The organism is Campylobacter fetus subsp. fetus, from assembly GCF_900475935.1.
Taxonomy (GTDB): Bacteria; Campylobacterota; Campylobacteria; order Campylobacterales; family Campylobacteraceae; genus Campylobacter; species Campylobacter fetus.
On the sequence record NZ_LS483431.1, the window covers coordinates 1,015,945 to 1,032,331 of the forward strand.

Here is a 16,387-nt window from a genome sequence, read left to right on the forward strand (position 1 = left end):
CACTATTTTATAATAATTTCATCAAATTTATAAAAAAAGGGAAAAAATGAAAGCATCAAAACCGATCGGCACGACAGCTACGATAGTTACGTTTATAGTAGTAGGAATAACCGGAGTTCTTATGTTTTTTGATATAAAATCTAGCGGTATAAAAGTTTTACACGAGTATATAGGTATGGCAATGGTGATAGCTTGTGTGCTGCATATAATGGCAAATTTAACACCGTTCAAAAAGTACTTCGCAGGAAAAAAACTGGCTATAATGGGAGTTTTATTTGCGGCGTCGGTAGTTTTTATAGCTGCTACACCAAATAATCCAAAACCGCCGTTTAAAGACGTATATCAAAACTTTACAAATCTAAATTTAAGTACTGCAGAGAAAATTTTCGGCACGAATGAAAGCTTATTTAATGAATACCTAAATAAAAACGGACTTAAATTTGAAGATATAAGCGTAAAAGAATTTGCCGCTAAAAACAATATAAAAGAAAATGATTTAGTAAAAAAACTATTAAATAAATAAAATCAAATAAAGCCCCAAATCAAGGGGCTGTATCGCTTAGTGAGTTAAAAAATACTCCCAAATCTTTTTAGGATCGCTTGTCTTTGTTAAAGCTACCATCAAAAGCACTCTAGCTTTTGGAGCATTTAAATTATCACTTGTTAAAAATCCATATTTTGCATCGTCTATTTCACCCGGATTCGTAGTCTCTCCGCTACCTACTCTACTATCTCTAACAACAATTACACCGTCTTTGACGGCTTTTGCTAAAGCTTCTAGAGCGGATGGGTATATGTTTCCATTTCCCATTCCTGCGTTAATTATAACCCTTTGCTCCATTTTCAAGCGAAGCATTGACAAAATCAGGATTGTCATTTGAATGACTAAAGATTATATCCACTCTAGGTAAAGAGCTGATTTTAGATATATCAAAATCGCTATTTTTTGTATGTTTTCTAGTCGGCTGCATATAAAACTTAACGTTTCCATAGATAACGGTACCAATTTTACCGCTATTTGGAGAAACGAAAGTATTTACCGCAGTAGTGTTTGTCTTAGCGACTTCTCTAGCAGCGTGAATTTCATCGTTCATAACAACCAAAACACCTTTGCCTGCTGCTTCTTTATCAATTGCGACATTTACGGCGTTATATAGATTTAGCGGACCGTCACTGCTTAAAGAGTCTGAGTTTCTCATAGCTCCGACCATAACTATAGGTTTGTCGCTTTTAACGACTAAATTTAGAAAATAAGCGGTCTCTTCCATAGTGTCTGTTCCGTGAGTGATCACGATACCATCTACGTTTTTGCTAGCTAAAAGCTCATTTACGCGTTTTGCTAGTTTTAGCCAAACTTCGTTATTCATCTCTTGAGAGCCGATATTACTTACTTGCTCACCTTTTATCGTAGCTATTTCATTGATTTGTGGAACTGCAGCTATAAGTTTATCTACCGTAACCGTTCCTGAAGTATAGCCGCTACTAAGAGAGCTTGAAGAGCTGCCTGCGATAGTTCCGCCAGTAGCAAGTATATAAATAGTAGGCTTGGCAAACATAGCGGATATCGTAATCAGCATAAGTATAAACACCTTTTTTAAGCACATAGTTATCTCCTTTGATTTTAATTTAAAGTTTAAAATCTAGGATCCCAGTTTTTGCAATATAATTATACAATTTTATAATGATTTAGTCAAGATAAATTTATATTAAAAATTAAATTAAATTATTTTCAACTGATTCGTTATAAATTTTAGATATATTTTTATTAGTTTTTGCACCAAGTTTTTTTAAATTCTCAAATCTGCTTAGCAAATTTCCGCTGCCATCATATAGAGTTGTTTTGCTAGAACTTACTGTTTTTATAACCGTGTTCAACTGACTCTCTAACTTATCGAATTGTTCAGTAAATACTCTAAATTTATCATACATTCTACCGGCCTCAGAAAGAATTCTCATAGCATTCTCATCGCTTTTTAAATTTCTCCAACATATATAAACCGTTTTTAACGCCATCAAAAGAGTAAGCGGAGTTGTGATGAAAATGCCCTTTTCATAAGCATACTCGTATATCGTGCTGTCTTGATTTAACGCGGTGTAAAATATGCTATCGTTTGGCACGAACATAAATATATATTCATACGTTTTAGTATCGTAGTCTTGATACTCTTTTGAACTAAGTAGCTCAATGTGCTTTTTGATATCTCCTGCTAGAGCTTTTGCAAATTGGTTTTTTTGCTCGTCACTTTGAGCATTAAAATACGCGTTGTAATTCACAAGAGAACATTTCGAATCTATGATAGCTTTTTTACTTTCGCCAAAATCCACAACCACGTCTAGGTATTTTTGATTTCCGTCTTTATCTTTGTAGCCGACTTGTTTAAAATAGTTTTTTCCATTTATCAATCCGCTAGCTTCTAGTACGCTATCAAGCTGTATCTCACCCCAATTTCCTAGCACTTTTTTGTTACCGTTTAGCGCATCTGCGAGATTTTTGGCTTGTGAGATTATGTTTTTTGTTTCTGTTTTGAGATTTTCAAAATTTGCTTTAAAAATCGTACTTGTATTTACGCTCTCTTTTTGATATTTTTCTATCTCGTTTTTGAGAGGATTTATCAGATTTTCAAGAATCTTTTGTGAATTTTCGCCAAGAGATTTTGTATTTAAATTTAAAAGATGTTGGCTCATCTCTTTTGTTTTTAGCTCAAAATACTCTCTAGTTTTCAAATCCAGCTCGTCTTGTCTTGCTTTTAACTCCAAATTTAGATTGATCTGCTCATCTAATTTAGTCTTTAGCTTTGCTTTTTCTATCTCGCCTTCCATTTTTTGCTCGTTTAAATTTTGGATTTTGTTTTCTAAATTGAGTAGTTCAGATCTATTTTCATCAAATTTGATCTGTAAATTTAAAAATCTTTCGTTTTGTAATTTAAGCTCAAATTTAAACTTATCTATCTTTAAAAACTGATAAAAAATCAAAGCTCCAAAAACAAAAATAACCAAAGATAAAAGTATATAAATTTCCATATTATTTCCCGAATTTTATTTTAGATAAAATTATATCTTAGATTTTCTTAAAAACTTTGATTTAATATACCAAAAGTGCTATAATGGCGCTTTTTGCAAACCAGATCCGGAGTAAAACATGGAATATATATTTAATGCGCTCTTGCCTATTTGTCTGATAATAAGCACTGGGTATTTTTTTAAAAGTATCAAATTTCCATCTACTGAGTTTTGGCCTAAGATGGATAAATTTACGTATTATGTTTTAATGCCCTGTTTGCTGATATATGAGCTAGGAAGCGTGGATCTGGATATAAAAAGTACTATAAATATAGTATTTTCTTCACTTAGCTCCCTTGGAATAATGCTAGTTATATTGGTGCTTTTAAATTTAATAATCCGCTTTAAAAACGCCGAATTCACGTCCGTCGTACAAGGCGGAATCAGATTTAACACATACGTATTTTTAGCTCTTACATCTGCGATATACGGTAAAGACGGCTTAGTTGTCGCAGCCATAATTATAGCGTTTGCGATACCTTTTGTAAATATACTTTGCATATCAATTTTTGCCATATACATCAAAAACGGCAAGTTTTCTATGCAAAACTTCATAAAAACGATAGTAAAAAATCCACTTATAGTTGCTTGTATAGTCGGATATATCTTAAATTTAGCAAATGCCTATATACCTACTTTTATCTTTAAAAGTCTTTCTATAGTAAGTCACGCCGCATTGCCTATGGGGCTTTTATCTGTGGGTGTAGGCTTTGAGCTAAGATCGATAAGCTCGGCCAAAAAAGAGATCTTAGTAAGCTCATTTGCAAAACTAGTGTTGCTGCCTATCATAGCGTATTTGCTAGCTAAACTCATGGGAGCAAACGGTTTATATCTAGCGGTGGCTACTTTATACGCTGCGATGCCTACAGCTCCGACGTCTCACATACTATCAAGAGAGCTTGGTGGAGATGTAAATTTGATGAGTTCTATCACAACTTTTGAAATTTTACTCTCTATGGCGACGCTTTTTGTTATCATACCGATGCTTGGATCTATGTAGTTTAAATTTAAATAATTTCTAGTGTATTAATTTAAATTTTCTTTAGAAATTCCGTTTTTAAAACAACTGTTCCTATACCCGGTATCTTGCATTCGACTTCATTATCTTTGCTTATAAGTTTGATGTTTTTTACAGTTGTACCGCGTTTTATAGTGGCGCTGGCACCTTTTATTTTCAAATCTTTGATAACAGTTACGCTATCTGCATTGTTTAGTTCATTTTGATTGCTATCTTTAGCCATTTTAGACCTTTGTAAATTTAAAAATATTATACAATCTTTATTCTGAAATATTAATATTTTACAACTAATACATAATCCATTTCCATACTTTAAGCACAATTAAATATACTCAAATATAAAAATAGTAGAAAATCAGACCAAAAAATACAAATTCACTAATTTTTTAATAAAATTGTGCTAGAATTGGAGCTATTTTATAAATTATAGGAAATTTAATATGGATATTAGAAAAGAATATTTGGATTTTTTTAAAAGCAAAGGACATGAGATTATAGCATCGGCTCCCCTAGTACCAGATGATGCGACCTTACTTTTTACAAATGCTGGAATGGTACCTTTTAAAAGTATTTTTACAGGAGACGTTCCAAGACCAAATCCGCCTATTCGTACAAGCTGTCAAACCTGCATAAGGGCCGGCGGAAAACACAATGATTTAGACAATGTTGGTTATACAGCGCGCCACCATACTTTTTTCGAGATGCTGGGAAATTTCAGCTTTGGCGAATACTTTAAAAAAGACGCCATATCTTACGCGTGGGAGTTTGTCACAGAAGTGTTAAAGTTACCAAAAGACAAACTTTATGTTACGGTTCATGAAAAAGACGACGAAGCGTATGAATTATGGCAAAAATTTATACAAAAAGATAGAATTTACCGCTTTGGAGATAAAGATAACTTCTGGGCCATGGGTGATACTGGACCTTGTGGACCTTGTAGTGAGATATTTTATGATCAAGGAAGTGAGCATTTTAACAGCGATGAAGACTATATGGGTGGTGATGGAGATAGATTTTTAGAAATTTGGAATCTTGTATTTATGCAGTTTGAAAGAAGCAAAGACGGCACTATGACTCCTCTTCCAAAGCCTTCTATAGACACAGGAATGGGGCTTGAGAGAGTTACGGCTATAAAAGAAGATAAATTTAGCAACTACGACAGCTCGCTATTTATGCCTCTTATTAACGAAGTTGCAAAGCTTTGTCATAAGCAGTACGAGTATAAAACAGGAGCTAGCTATAGAGTGATCAGCGATCATATCCGCTCTGTTACGTTTTTACTAGCTCAAGGCGTAAATTTTGACAAAGAAGGACGCGGATATGTATTAAGACGTATATTAAGAAGAGCCGTTCGCCACGGATACTTACTTGGTATAAAAGAACCGTTTATGTATAAACTAGTTGATAAAGTAGTAGAGCTAATGGGCGAACACTACTCGTATCTAAAAGAGAAAAAAGAGTATGTAAAAGAGCTTATAAAACTTGAAGAAGAGAGATTTTTAGCTACTATAGTAGCGGGGCTTGATCTATTTAACGAAGAGCTAGCAAAAACCTCTAGCAACGTCTTTAGCGGCGAAGTAGCATTTAAACTATACGATACTTACGGATTTCCGCTTGATCTAACTGCTGATATGTTAAGAGAAAAAGGACTTAGCGTAGACGAAGCTAAATTTGACGCTCTTATGAATGAGCAAAAAGCACGCGCAAAAGCTAGCTGGAAAGGTAGCGGAGACGCCGCAAAAGAGAGCGGAGACTTTAAAACCTTACTTGAAGAATTTGGAGAAAATAAATTTATAGGATATGATAATCTAAAAAGCAGCAGCAAAGTTTTAGCACTTTTAAATAGCGAATTTAAAAGAGTAAATGAGTTAAAAAACGGTGAAATCGGATACGTGATGCTAGACTCTACTCCATTTTATGCACAAAGCGGCGGACAGTGTGGAGACACCGGTATGTTAGGTGAAAATCAAGCTCTTGATACTAAAAAGTATTTCGGTCTAAATTTAAGCATGATAGAAGCAAAAAACAGCATAAAAATAGGCGATATAGTACTTTGTGAAGTTAGCTTAAATAGACTAGAGATTCGCCGTCACCACTCAGCCACTCACCTACTTCAAGCAGCACTTAGAAACGTCTTAGGTGCTCATATAGCTCAAGCCGGAAGTAGCGTAGAAGCCGATAAGCTTAGATTTGACTTCTCTCATCCAAAACCAGTAACAAAAGAAGAATTAGAAAAAATCGAAAATTTCGTAAATGAAGCGATCTTAAAAGGTGCACCAGCAAAGATAGAAATTATGGATATACAAAATGCTAAGAAAAGCGGAGCTATAGCTCTATTTGGTGAAAAATACGCAGATAAAGTCAGGGTATTAACACTTGGCCCATCAAAAGAGCTTTGTGGAGGAACTCACGTAGAAAATTTAAATGAGATAGGAAGTTTTTTTATCGTCCGTGAAAGCGGAGTAAGCGCAGGAGTAAGGCGTATAGAAGCGGTTTGTTCTAAAGCGGCACTTGAGCTATCAAAAGAGTTCAGAAAAGAGATAAACGATATAAAAGATAGTTTAAAAGGTGTAGATCCGTTGCTTTCTATAAAAAAGCTAAAAGATGAGATAAAATCACTTCAAAACGATCTAAAAAACGCTTCAAATACAAAAGATTTAGACGTGAAAGATATAAACGGCGTAAAGGTTGTAGTATCTAAATTTGATGGAGATATAAAAAGCAAAATAGATGAACTAAAAAATAAATTTGATAAAGTAGTCGTATTTTTAGCCGGTGTAAAAGACGGCAAAGTAAGCTTAGGATCAGGAAGCAAAAACACAAGCATAAAAGCCGGAGAATTAGTAAAAACAGTGGCTCCTATAGTCGGTGGAGGCGGAGGCGGAAGAGATGATTTTGCCACTGCCGGAGGTAAAGATGAAAGCAAAATAGACGAAGCTCTAAATGCTGCTACTAAATTTATAAGTGAGAAACTTTGAACGTAACAAATACCGCATTTGCAAGAATTGATCAAATAGCACCGTTTATACATATAAGCAGTTCAGTGTTATTTATAGCTGTACAATTAAGCGTAGTTATATTTTCTAGATATTTTTTCAAAGATATTGAGCAAAACACACATAGATACAAAACTATTTTGAAAGAATTTAGGCGTTTTATGATAAGTGAACTATGCTTAATATCAGTTATTTGCATAAGCGGAATATTTCTTCTTAGCAGAGATGAGTTCAAAATCTCAGATCCTATGATAGAGGCGATAGTTGCTACAAAATGGGCTTTGATGCTATTTATATTATCAAACATCGCATATATGTGGCACAAATTTAATCTAGCCAAAAATGCATTTTTAAACGATGAGGTTATCGGAACTCATGAAAATTTAGTTTTAATCATATATTACTTTACTCCATTAAATATAGTTTTATCGTTTATAAGCATATATCTTGGTATAACTTTTAGAGGAATTTGATGATTATACTGGCTTCTAGTTCTCCTTCAAGAGCGAATATACTATCTCAGTTCAATATAGAATTTAAACAAATTATCATGGAATATGACGAAAGCTCCATACCAAAAACATCGGCAAAATCATACTCTATGAATGTTGTTACAGAAAAATCAAAGCAGTTTTTTTCTAAATTTAAAGATGAATTTGCAAATGTTTTATTTGCCGATAGTAGTGTTATTTGCAATAATATTATACTAAATAAAGCAAAAGATATAGACGAAGCAAGATGGATGTTAAACTTGCAAAGCGGTAACTTTACTAGCGTATATACAGCGATGAAGTTTTTTGGGAATAAATTTTGCATAGATATGCTTAGCGTTGCTACGTATAAATTTAATATTTTTGATAAAGACGATATGCAAAACTATCTAAGTAGTGGTCTTTGGCAAAAAAAGGCGGGAGCTATGATGATAGAAGGATTTAATGAAAAATATATACAAAAAAGCTATGGTAATAAACAAACTGCCATGGGACTTGATATAAAGAGTTTAAAGGTATTTTTATGAAGCATATTTTTGGCTTTTTTACTATAATTGCAATTGCGATATTTGCAGCTCTTATATATTTTTACTCACAAATCAGAGTAGATATATCTGCCATAGTAGAGTATAAACCAAAACTAACAACTCAAATTTTTGACAGAAATGGAGACCTTGTAGCTAATGTTTTTGACGAAGAAAATAGACAATATGCAAAATATCAAGAGATACCTCCAAGAGTTGTCGAAGCATTAGTCGCAGTTGAAGATACAAGCTTTTTTGAGCATGGAGGTATAAATGTAGAAGCTATTTTTAGAGCAGCCATAAAAGATATAAAAGCAATGTCATTAGTGGAAGGAGCCTCCACTTTAACTCAACAACTGATAAAAAATATGGTTCTAACACGCGATAAAAAATTTACTCGTAAATTAAAAGAGGTTATTTTAGCATTCAAGATAGAAGAAGATCTGACCAAAGAAGAAATTATCGAAAGATATCTCAATCAAGTATATTTTGGACACGGCTATTATGGTATAAAAACAGCAGCACTCGGATATTTTAAAAAAGAGTTAAATGAACTTACTATAAAAGAGACTGCTATACTAGTAGGACTCCCAAAAGCACCTAGTAACTATGATCCTACTAGACACATAGATCTATCTTTGTCACGTGCTAATGGAGTTATTACAAGACTGTATGCATTAGGCTGGATAAGTGAAAACGAATACGCTCAGGCCTTAAAAGAAACTCCTGTAGTATATGATGAGACATTAACACAAAACAGGGCTCCGTATCTAGTAGATGAAACATTAAAAGAAGCTTATAAAATATTTCCGGATATAAAATACGGTGGATATAAAATCACATTAAATGCCGATCTCAAAGTACAAGAAATAGCGCAAAATGCGCTTAAATTTGGATATAACGAGATATTAAAAAGAGATAAAAATGCAGATCAAAATTATCTAAACGGCGCTATGATAGTAACTAATCCTACAAATGGTGAAATACTAGCATTAGTCGGAGGTATCGACTACGCAAAAAGTAACTTCAACCGTGCCACGCAAAGTGAGCGCCAACCAGGATCTAGCTTCAAGCCATTCATATACCAAATCGCTCTTGATCTTGGCTACTCTCCTATGAGTAAAGTAGCAGATATATCAAGAGTATTTGAAAATGTAAATAGAAGCGAAGAGGATAAAGACTGGAAACCAAAAAATTATGGTGGAAATTTTGAAGGATACATAACTCTTAAACATGCTTTAAGACAGTCTCGTAATTTAGCCACCATAAATCTTTTAAATTCTATAGGATTAGACGTAGTTCAGCAAAAACTTTCATATTTTGGTTTTAATAATATACCTCAAAATCTTTCAATAGCACTTGGAAGTTTTGGAGTAAGCCTTATAAACTTTAGCGAATATTACTCAATGTTCGCAGGTTTAGGAGAGCAGAGCAAATCAAGGCTAATAAAATCCATCGAAAGCACAAACGGCACATTAACAACATATGAGCAAGAAAGTTCTAAAATCATAGATCCTCAGCAGGCGTATTTAATGATAGATATGCTAAAAGATGTCGTAAATGCCGGAACCGGGCGAAATGCAAAAGTTGAAGGTATAGAAGTAGCAGGAAAGACAGGAACTACAAATAATAACGTAGATGCGTGGTTTTGCGGATTTACTCCTGAAGTCCAAGCCATTATCTGGTATGGAAACGATAATAATCTACCTATGAGAAAAATAGAAGGTGGCGGAAGAACCGCAGCTCCTGTATTCAAGGAGTTTATGACAAATTATATAGCAGCATTTCCTCAAACTAAACGTAAATTTGAAACCCCAAATGGAGTATATCATAAAATTTATGAAGGCATAGATGAAATATATACAAGTACTTCTCCACTGCCTTCACAAAAAACAGATGCAATCTCTACTCAAGAGAGCGATGGGTTAATATTTTAATTTAATGTTTTAAATTTGTAACATTAAAAACACGACTTTCACTATCAGATTTAGCCAAACTAAGTCTAATTATAGAGTCACTTAAAGCTTCTAAAGAATGTGGAATATTCGCATCAAGAGTTATGAGATCAAACTCATCAAGCCTACTTTCTTTTTCATTTACATAGAACATAATAGAGCCTTTCAAAACCTGCACTATGATAGTAGCTGGAGCTTTATGTTCGGCCATTATAGATCCACTTTGCATAGATATTCTAATCTCTTTGCTAAAATTAGTTTCGACTAGTTTTATTGCTTTTACGCCATCAAAAGATGTTGTATTAAATACTATTTTTTCCATAATATTCCTTTAAATTTTAAAATATTATAGTAAATTTTAAGATAAAATTGATTGATATAGATTAAGAGTATCACGCCTTTTTTGACGTGATATTATAAAAGTTATAATTATTTTTTAAGTTCTTTAATTCTTGCAGCTTTACCGCGTCTATCTCTTAGATAAAATAGCTTAGATCTTCTTATACGTCCTCTTCTAAGAACCGTAATACTCTCTAAACTTTCGCTATAAATAGGGAAAATTCTCTCAACTCCAACACTATTTGCACCTATTTTTCTGATGATAAAAGTCTCCCCAGAACCGCTACCGCGTCTAGCTATACAGATACCTTCAAAATTCTGAACTCTAGTTTTATCGCCTTCTTTGATACGAATAGCAATTCTTAAAGTATCGCCAGCACGAAAATCAGGCACAGACTTGTTTTCAATTTGAGCATTTTCAAATGCTTCTATGTATTTGTTTCTCATCTTTTTTCCTTCTGTTTTTTTGGCGATCTGAGTTTTTGATATAAATCAGGGCGGAAGAACCTAGTTTTACACAACGCCATATTGTTTTTCAAAGCGTTGATTCTACCATGATTACCCTTTAAAAAAGCTGAAATAACGCTCAAACCATTATATACGTTTGGCTTAGTAAAACTCGGAGATTCTAGCATTCCATACTCAAAACTCTCGATGTCAAGCGAATTCGGATTGCCTAAAACTCCATTAAGATTTCTTGTGATAGCATCGCACATACAAAGTGCTCCAAGCTCCCCGCCGGTCATTATAAAATCACCTATACAAAATACCTCATTAACTTTTTCTTCTATAATTCTCTCATCAATACCCTCGTATCTTCCGCAAATAAAAGTAATATTTTCAAATTTAGATAGTCTTTTTGCGTCATTTTGAGTAAATTTTTTACCTGCTGGAGTAAGATAGATAATGTGAGTACTATCCAATGAGTCAATAGCATCAAATACGGGCTGAGCTTTCATAAGAAGCCCTGCACCTCCAGCTATCATATAATCATCTACTTTTAAATGCTTATCTGCGCTAAAATCTCTTGGATTTATGAAGTTTAACTTTATAATACTACTCTTGATCGCCCTTGAAAGTATGGAGTCATCAAAGTACGGTTTAATTAAATTTGGGAATATAGTTATAAAGTTAAACTGCATAATTTATGAATTTTTTAATATATCTAACGAATTTTTAACCTGAATTTTTTTAGATTTTATATCTATATTTTGAGTAAAATTATCATTGTAAGGTATATAAAAATTGGAATTTAAACCGGCTTTTACGAGATCGCCCTCTGTTTTTATACTGAATAAAAATCCAGCTCCAACTTCTAATATATCTATTACCTCTCCGAGCAAAATTTTATCTTCAAAAACATTACAACCTATGATATCAAAATAGAAAAATTCATCTTTTGCGAGCTTACAATCTCTTATAGTATCATTAATACTTCTGTATAAGATATAATTCACAAGCGTTTTAGCAAGATCTATGCTATCATAATTTTCAAAAATTACCAGATTGTTATTTCTATCATAACTTTTTATGACAAATTCTTTACTATTTATATCATAGAATTTAGCACCCTTTTTAAATTGATTAGGAAAATCACTGCGGTCATGGAGCTTTAAAGCCCCTTTTAAACCAACAGTCTTTCCAAGTATGCAAACCTCTACAAAATCACTCTTCAATAGCTTTTACCGTAATTCTATATGATGTTGGATCTTTTGCTTTGCAGCCTATAATCACTGTTTTAATAGCATTTATCATTTTTCCGTCTTTGCCTATAAGTCTACCCGTATCGGATTTACTCGCATATATAATTATCTCATCGAAATTTTCACCAAGATGTATTTTTTCGGTTTTTATCAGCTCAGGACAATCGGCTATGAGTTTTGCGTACTCTTTTAAAAATTCTTCTACCATTGTGATTATTTTGTTATTCGAGCAACTCTGTCGCTAAGTTTTGCACCAACACTTTTCCAATACGCAAGCCTATCAGCATCAACTTTAACAACCTCTGGTTCTACCATTGGATTATAGTATCCTATGCTCTCTATCCAACCGCTATCACGTCTTTTTCTACTATCTGTAACAACTATACGATAAAATGGTCTTTTATTACGTCCCATTCTTGTTAGTCTAACTACTGTTGCCATTATTTTTCTCCTCATTATTTTTTTTAAGGCTTAATTATAGCTAAATTTTAGCCATAAGTAAGCCCTAAATTTATCTAGGGCGATTTGAATTTGCCATCATAGAAGCAAATCCTTTCATGCTGTCTTTATTTGAAAATCTTTTAGCAAGTTTTGCTGCATTGCTAAACTGTTTTAAAAATTTATTTACTTCTATCTGACCTATTCCTGCTCCAGCTGCAATTCTACGCTTTCTAGCATTATTTAAAAGATCCGGATTTTCACGCTCTTTTGGAGTCATAGAATCTATCATAGCTTTTATATGTTTTATCTCTTTGCTATTATCAAGATCTATATCTTTTATCTGATTTGCCATATTTCCAAGACCCGGTATCATCCCTATAAGGCTTTTCATACTTCCAAGTTTTTTAACACTCTCAAGCTGAGCTAAAAAGTCATTAAAATTAAACTCACCCTTTTTGATTTTTTTGTTTAATCTTTTTGCTTCTTTTTCATCTATTATCGTGCTTGTTTTTTCAGCAAGCGTTGCCAAATCGCCCTCGCCCATTATACGACCGACGATTCTATCTGGTATAAAGCTCTCTAGATCCGCCGGTTTTTCACCTACACCGACAAATCTAAGCGGAATATTTATCTGTTTTGCTATGCCAATAGCAACGCCGCCTTTTGTATCAGCGTCAAATTTACTTAAAATCACGCCTGTTATGCCAAGCGCCTCATTAAAGCTAGCAGCAGTTTTTACGCCGTCTTGTCCGCTCATAGCATCAGCTACGTAAAATATCTCATGCGGATTTATAGTTGATTTAATATCTTTTATCTGACTCATAAGAGTTTCATCTATAGCAAGACGACCTGCGGTATCGACTAAAAGAACGTCATACAACTCGTTTTTTGCTTTTTGTAAGGCATTTTTAGCTACTTTTATAGGATCGTTTTCATTTTCCATATAAAATAGCTCAAGCTCATTTGCGGTGCAAAGCTGACGCAATTGCTCAACTGCGGCTAAACGCTGCAAGTCGCAAGCTGCGATTAAAACTTTTTTCTTACGAACTTTTAGATAATTAGCTAGTTTTACGGTCGTAGTCGTCTTTCCGCCACCTTGAAGTCCGGCCATCAAAACTACGGTTGGAGGATTACTCGCATAAACAAAGCCGCTACCTTTATTTCCGTCGTTTGGAGCAGTTAAAATACTTGTTAAATTTGATTTAATGCTATCTAAAAATTGTTTTTGACCAATTGAAGTCTTTTTAAGGTCGGATTCTACTAAATTCACTAATTCTTTAGTAACTTTGTGATGAACATCTGCTTTTAAAAGTGCTTTTTTTAGGGTATCAAGCGCATTTTTAAGCGCCTTTTCATCATCGACAAATTTAAGTTTATTAACAGCTGATTTTAATGATTCACCTATAAGTTCAAACACAATTTACCTTTATAAATTTTATTAAAAGGTGCTAATTATAGCTTTTATTTACTTTGAAATTGTTTAAATGCTTTTTTGATGTAAATCTATTTTTGTTTAGTAAGTATCTATATACAAAAATTTAATAAAATTTAAAATAATACTATAAAATAATACTATAAATATATAATTATAATATTTTTATGGTAAAAATTTATTATACATAAAGAAAAAATATAATAAAATATATTAATAAAAAGATAATTTTATTACACATAAATATTTATAAATTTTGAAAAATAATGCAAATAAAATATTATAAAATATATTTAATGTAAATACGAGGTAAACTTATGAAATTAAAAAGTAAAATTTATATGACAATAAAATCAAAAACACAAAAACAAATTTCATTAGGCTTGATAGCCGCTATACTCCCTGCTCTACTAGTAGCAATTCTTAGTATAGCGTACTTTGAAGCTTCTTTACAGATAGGAGCTTTTGTAGGTATTTTGACCTTGCTTATCATATTATGGACAAATCAAGCTTTACCTTTAGGCATCGTATCATTGCTACCTATCATACTTTTTCCTGCTTTTGGAATTTTAGATGTAAAAAGCACAACTGGAAACTATGCAAATCCTATAATATTCTTATTTTTAGGCGGTTTTATGTTGGCAACTGCTGTTGAAAAAATAGGCCTGCATCGAATCATAGCTAAAAAAGTTTTAAGTTATTTTCCATCAACTCCAAAAGGAGTTATAACAGCATTAGGACTTATTAGCGTGATGCTTGGAAGTGCGCTTTCAAACTCCACGGTAGCATTACTTCTTATACCAGTGGCAATGTCTATATCTAATGATCCGATTTTAAAAACTCGTTTTTTGCTATCAGTAGCTTTTGGTGCAAGTATAAGCGGAATTACTACTCCTATCGGAACGCCTCCGAACCTAATTTTTATAGGATTTCTAGAAACGGCTCTATTTGAAAGTATAGGATTTGTAACTTGGATAGCTATGATGCTACCACTAACGCTATGTATGTTATATGCTATGGTAAAAATTTTATCTTATAATATAGGAAATCATACTTTACAAAATGATATTTTTAAAGATATAAGCATAAATTTAGAACACAAAAGACTTATCGTAATGATAGCCGCTCTACTTATAATTTTACTTTTAAATTCGCCTATAAAACCTATTTATCCCGGACTTGGATTGAATGAAAATGTGATTTTACTGGCGTTTGGACTCTTAATGTTTATACCAAAAATAGGATTTTTAAAATGGGAGGATTCAAAGTCTATTCCTTATGAAATAAATTTTTTATTCGGAGCTGGATTTTGCATAGCAATGGCGATATCTGAAATGCAACTCGGAAATTCGTTTAAAGTTATTTTTGAATTTTTTGGCACTCTTCCTATATTGGTTTTTCTGCTTTGCGTCTGTATGGTTGTGCTATTTTTAACTATGTTCATAAGCTCAACTGCATTAATAGCAATTTTGCTTTCTATTATATTTGCCTCTACAAAAGGATTTCTAGATCCTCAAATGCAAAGTTTAGTTATGCTTGTAGCGACTATTTGCGTTGGTTTTTCTTTTATGTTTCCTATATCGACTCCACCAAATGCTATCGTTTTTAGTAAAGGAGAGATTAAAATTTGGGACATGTTTCGCTTTGGGATTTTGCTTAGTTTAGTTGGAGTTACATTTATAATTATACTTTCTATGCTTTATTGGAGATGGTTTTTGTAAGTATTTTGTTTTATTAATATACCATAATGAGTTATTATATTTTTATTTATTATTAATAATATATTTATCGTACTATAATATGATTTTGGCTAAATTTAATATCTGGTATTATGCTATGTTAAATTTAATATCATTAAATCATAAGGAGAGAAAAATGATGGGGGGGGGTGCGTTGAAAAACCTAAAACTCGGAACCAAATTAGTTCTTATAGTCGGTATTATCATCACTATAGGAATTGCGATTTTAAGCTATATTGTCGCTAGGCAAACTAGCAGTAATATGACAAAAAATGCTGAATATATCATCACAAACGATGCTTTCAAATACGCAGCTACTATAGAAGGAATGATGAATGAAATCATAGCCACTACTCAAAGTGCTCACGCCGTAATAGATGACTTTTTTCATAGAGTTCCTATGAATGAGATAAAACTTGAAAACATAGAGAGCATACTATCAAACGTATTTGACAGTAGTCTTTATGCGAATTATGCGATGTTATATCTCACAAATCCTCCAGAGCAGTTTAAAGGTATTAATAAATATACTACAGAAAGCGGAAAATTTCTAATATTATTCCGCGATGAAGATACAAGCAAAAAAGGCGGCATAGAATCGATGCAAGCCTCAGATACTGCGATCAACGACTCAATCTTAAAAAAAGCCTTAATTGAAGGAAACCCTAATGGCAATAGAGTTTTTGTAG

At 32.9% G+C, this 16,387-nt stretch carries 16 protein-coding genes and 1 pseudogene; 7 read left to right on the forward strand and 10 right to left on the reverse strand.

From position 1 onward, the window contains the following. Window positions 1-46 precede the first annotated feature (46 nt). Entirely contained in the window at window positions 47-523 is a 477-nt protein-coding gene (locus DQN38_RS05015; protein WP_065843973.1) for a DUF4405 domain-containing protein, read from the forward strand. A gap of 36 nt (window positions 524-559) precedes the next feature. On the opposite strand, the pseudogene DQN38_RS05020 reads toward DQN38_RS05015, so the two are convergent. Both DQN38_RS05020 and DQN38_RS05025 read right to left on the reverse strand, forming a co-directional pair. Next, a pseudogene (locus DQN38_RS05020) lies at window positions 560-1,610 on the reverse strand (type II asparaginase). Between the two features lie 103 nt (window positions 1,611-1,713). After that, window positions 1,714-3,021: a DNA recombination protein RmuC gene (locus DQN38_RS05025; RefSeq protein WP_065843851.1), complete on the reverse strand. Its 1,308-nt coding sequence runs from the start codon at window positions 3,019-3,021 to the stop codon at window positions 1,714-1,716. Between the two features lie 118 nt (window positions 3,022-3,139). Between DQN38_RS05025 and DQN38_RS05030 the strand changes: the two genes are divergently transcribed. Further along, a complete protein-coding gene (locus DQN38_RS05030) occupies window positions 3,140-4,060 on the forward strand; it encodes an AEC family transporter (protein ID WP_024305378.1) in 921 nt (306 codons plus the stop codon). 31 nt (window positions 4,061-4,091) lie between these two features. On the opposite strand, the gene DQN38_RS05035 is transcribed toward DQN38_RS05030, so the two are convergent. Continuing rightward, window positions 4,092-4,301, reverse strand: a complete 210-nt coding sequence (locus tag DQN38_RS05035; RefSeq protein ID WP_038453548.1) for an alkylphosphonate utilization protein — start codon at window positions 4,299-4,301, stop codon at window positions 4,092-4,094. A 217-nt stretch (window positions 4,302-4,518) separates the two neighbouring features. Between DQN38_RS05035 and alaS the strand changes: the two genes are divergently transcribed. From alaS to DQN38_RS05055, 4 genes are read left to right on the forward strand one after another with little or no spacing between them, the layout of a single operon-like run. Continuing rightward, entirely contained in the window at window positions 4,519-7,056 is a 2,538-nt protein-coding gene (alaS, locus tag DQN38_RS05040; RefSeq protein WP_065843850.1) for an alanine--tRNA ligase, read from the forward strand. Continuing rightward, window positions 7,053-7,547, forward strand: coding sequence for a hypothetical protein (locus tag DQN38_RS05045; protein ID WP_002849595.1), 495 nt, complete (start codon window positions 7,053-7,055; stop codon window positions 7,545-7,547). The genes alaS and DQN38_RS05045 overlap by 4 nt, the downstream gene beginning before the upstream one ends. Continuing rightward, entirely contained in the window at window positions 7,547-8,092 is a 546-nt protein-coding gene (gene maf / locus DQN38_RS05050) for a septum formation inhibitor Maf (RefSeq protein ID WP_002849596.1), read from the forward strand. The genes DQN38_RS05045 and maf overlap by 1 nt, the downstream gene beginning before the upstream one ends. Continuing rightward, window positions 8,089-10,026 (forward strand): transglycosylase domain-containing protein, encoded by a 1,938-nt coding sequence (locus tag DQN38_RS05055; protein ID WP_038453554.1) that lies wholly within the window; start codon window positions 8,089-8,091, stop codon window positions 10,024-10,026. The genes maf and DQN38_RS05055 overlap by 4 nt, the downstream gene beginning before the upstream one ends. A 1-nt stretch (window position 10,027) precedes the next feature. Here DQN38_RS05055 and DQN38_RS05060 read toward each other — a convergent pair whose 3' ends face one another. The 7 genes from DQN38_RS05060 to ffh form a co-directional block, all read right to left on the reverse strand. Continuing rightward, entirely contained in the window at window positions 10,028-10,366 is a 339-nt protein-coding gene (locus DQN38_RS05060; protein ID WP_002849598.1) for an AraC family ligand binding domain-containing protein, read from the reverse strand. Window positions 10,367-10,473: 107 nt separating this feature from the next. Then, entirely contained in the window at window positions 10,474-10,830 is a 357-nt protein-coding gene (rplS, locus tag DQN38_RS05065; protein ID WP_002849599.1) for a 50S ribosomal protein L19, read from the reverse strand. Then, a complete protein-coding gene (trmD, locus tag DQN38_RS05070) occupies window positions 10,827-11,525 on the reverse strand; it encodes a tRNA (guanosine(37)-N1)-methyltransferase TrmD (protein ID WP_065843849.1) in 699 nt (232 codons plus the stop codon). Before trmD ends, rplS begins: the two co-directional genes overlap by 4 nt. A 3-nt stretch (window positions 11,526-11,528) precedes the next feature. Then, window positions 11,529-12,059, reverse strand: a complete 531-nt coding sequence (gene rimM / locus DQN38_RS05075) for a ribosome maturation factor RimM (protein ID WP_042960416.1) — start codon at window positions 12,057-12,059, stop codon at window positions 11,529-11,531. Continuing rightward, window positions 12,049-12,294 (reverse strand): KH domain-containing protein, encoded by a 246-nt coding sequence (locus DQN38_RS05080; protein WP_002849604.1) that lies wholly within the window; start codon window positions 12,292-12,294, stop codon window positions 12,049-12,051. The genes rimM and DQN38_RS05080 overlap by 11 nt, the downstream gene beginning before the upstream one ends. Before the next feature lie 5 nt (window positions 12,295-12,299). Further along, window positions 12,300-12,527: a 30S ribosomal protein S16 gene (gene rpsP, locus DQN38_RS05085; protein ID WP_002849606.1), complete on the reverse strand. Its 228-nt coding sequence runs from the start codon at window positions 12,525-12,527 to the stop codon at window positions 12,300-12,302. A 70-nt stretch (window positions 12,528-12,597) separates the two neighbouring features. Continuing rightward, a complete protein-coding gene (gene ffh, locus DQN38_RS05090; RefSeq protein WP_010400988.1) occupies window positions 12,598-13,944 on the reverse strand; it encodes a signal recognition particle protein in 1,347 nt (448 codons plus the stop codon). Window positions 13,945-14,276: 332 nt separating this feature from the next. On the opposite strand from ffh, the gene DQN38_RS05095 reads away from it, so the two are divergent. Then, window positions 14,277-15,680 (forward strand): SLC13 family permease, encoded by a 1,404-nt coding sequence (locus DQN38_RS05095; protein ID WP_065843848.1) that lies wholly within the window; start codon window positions 14,277-14,279, stop codon window positions 15,678-15,680. Window positions 15,681-16,387: the final 707 nt, after the last annotated feature.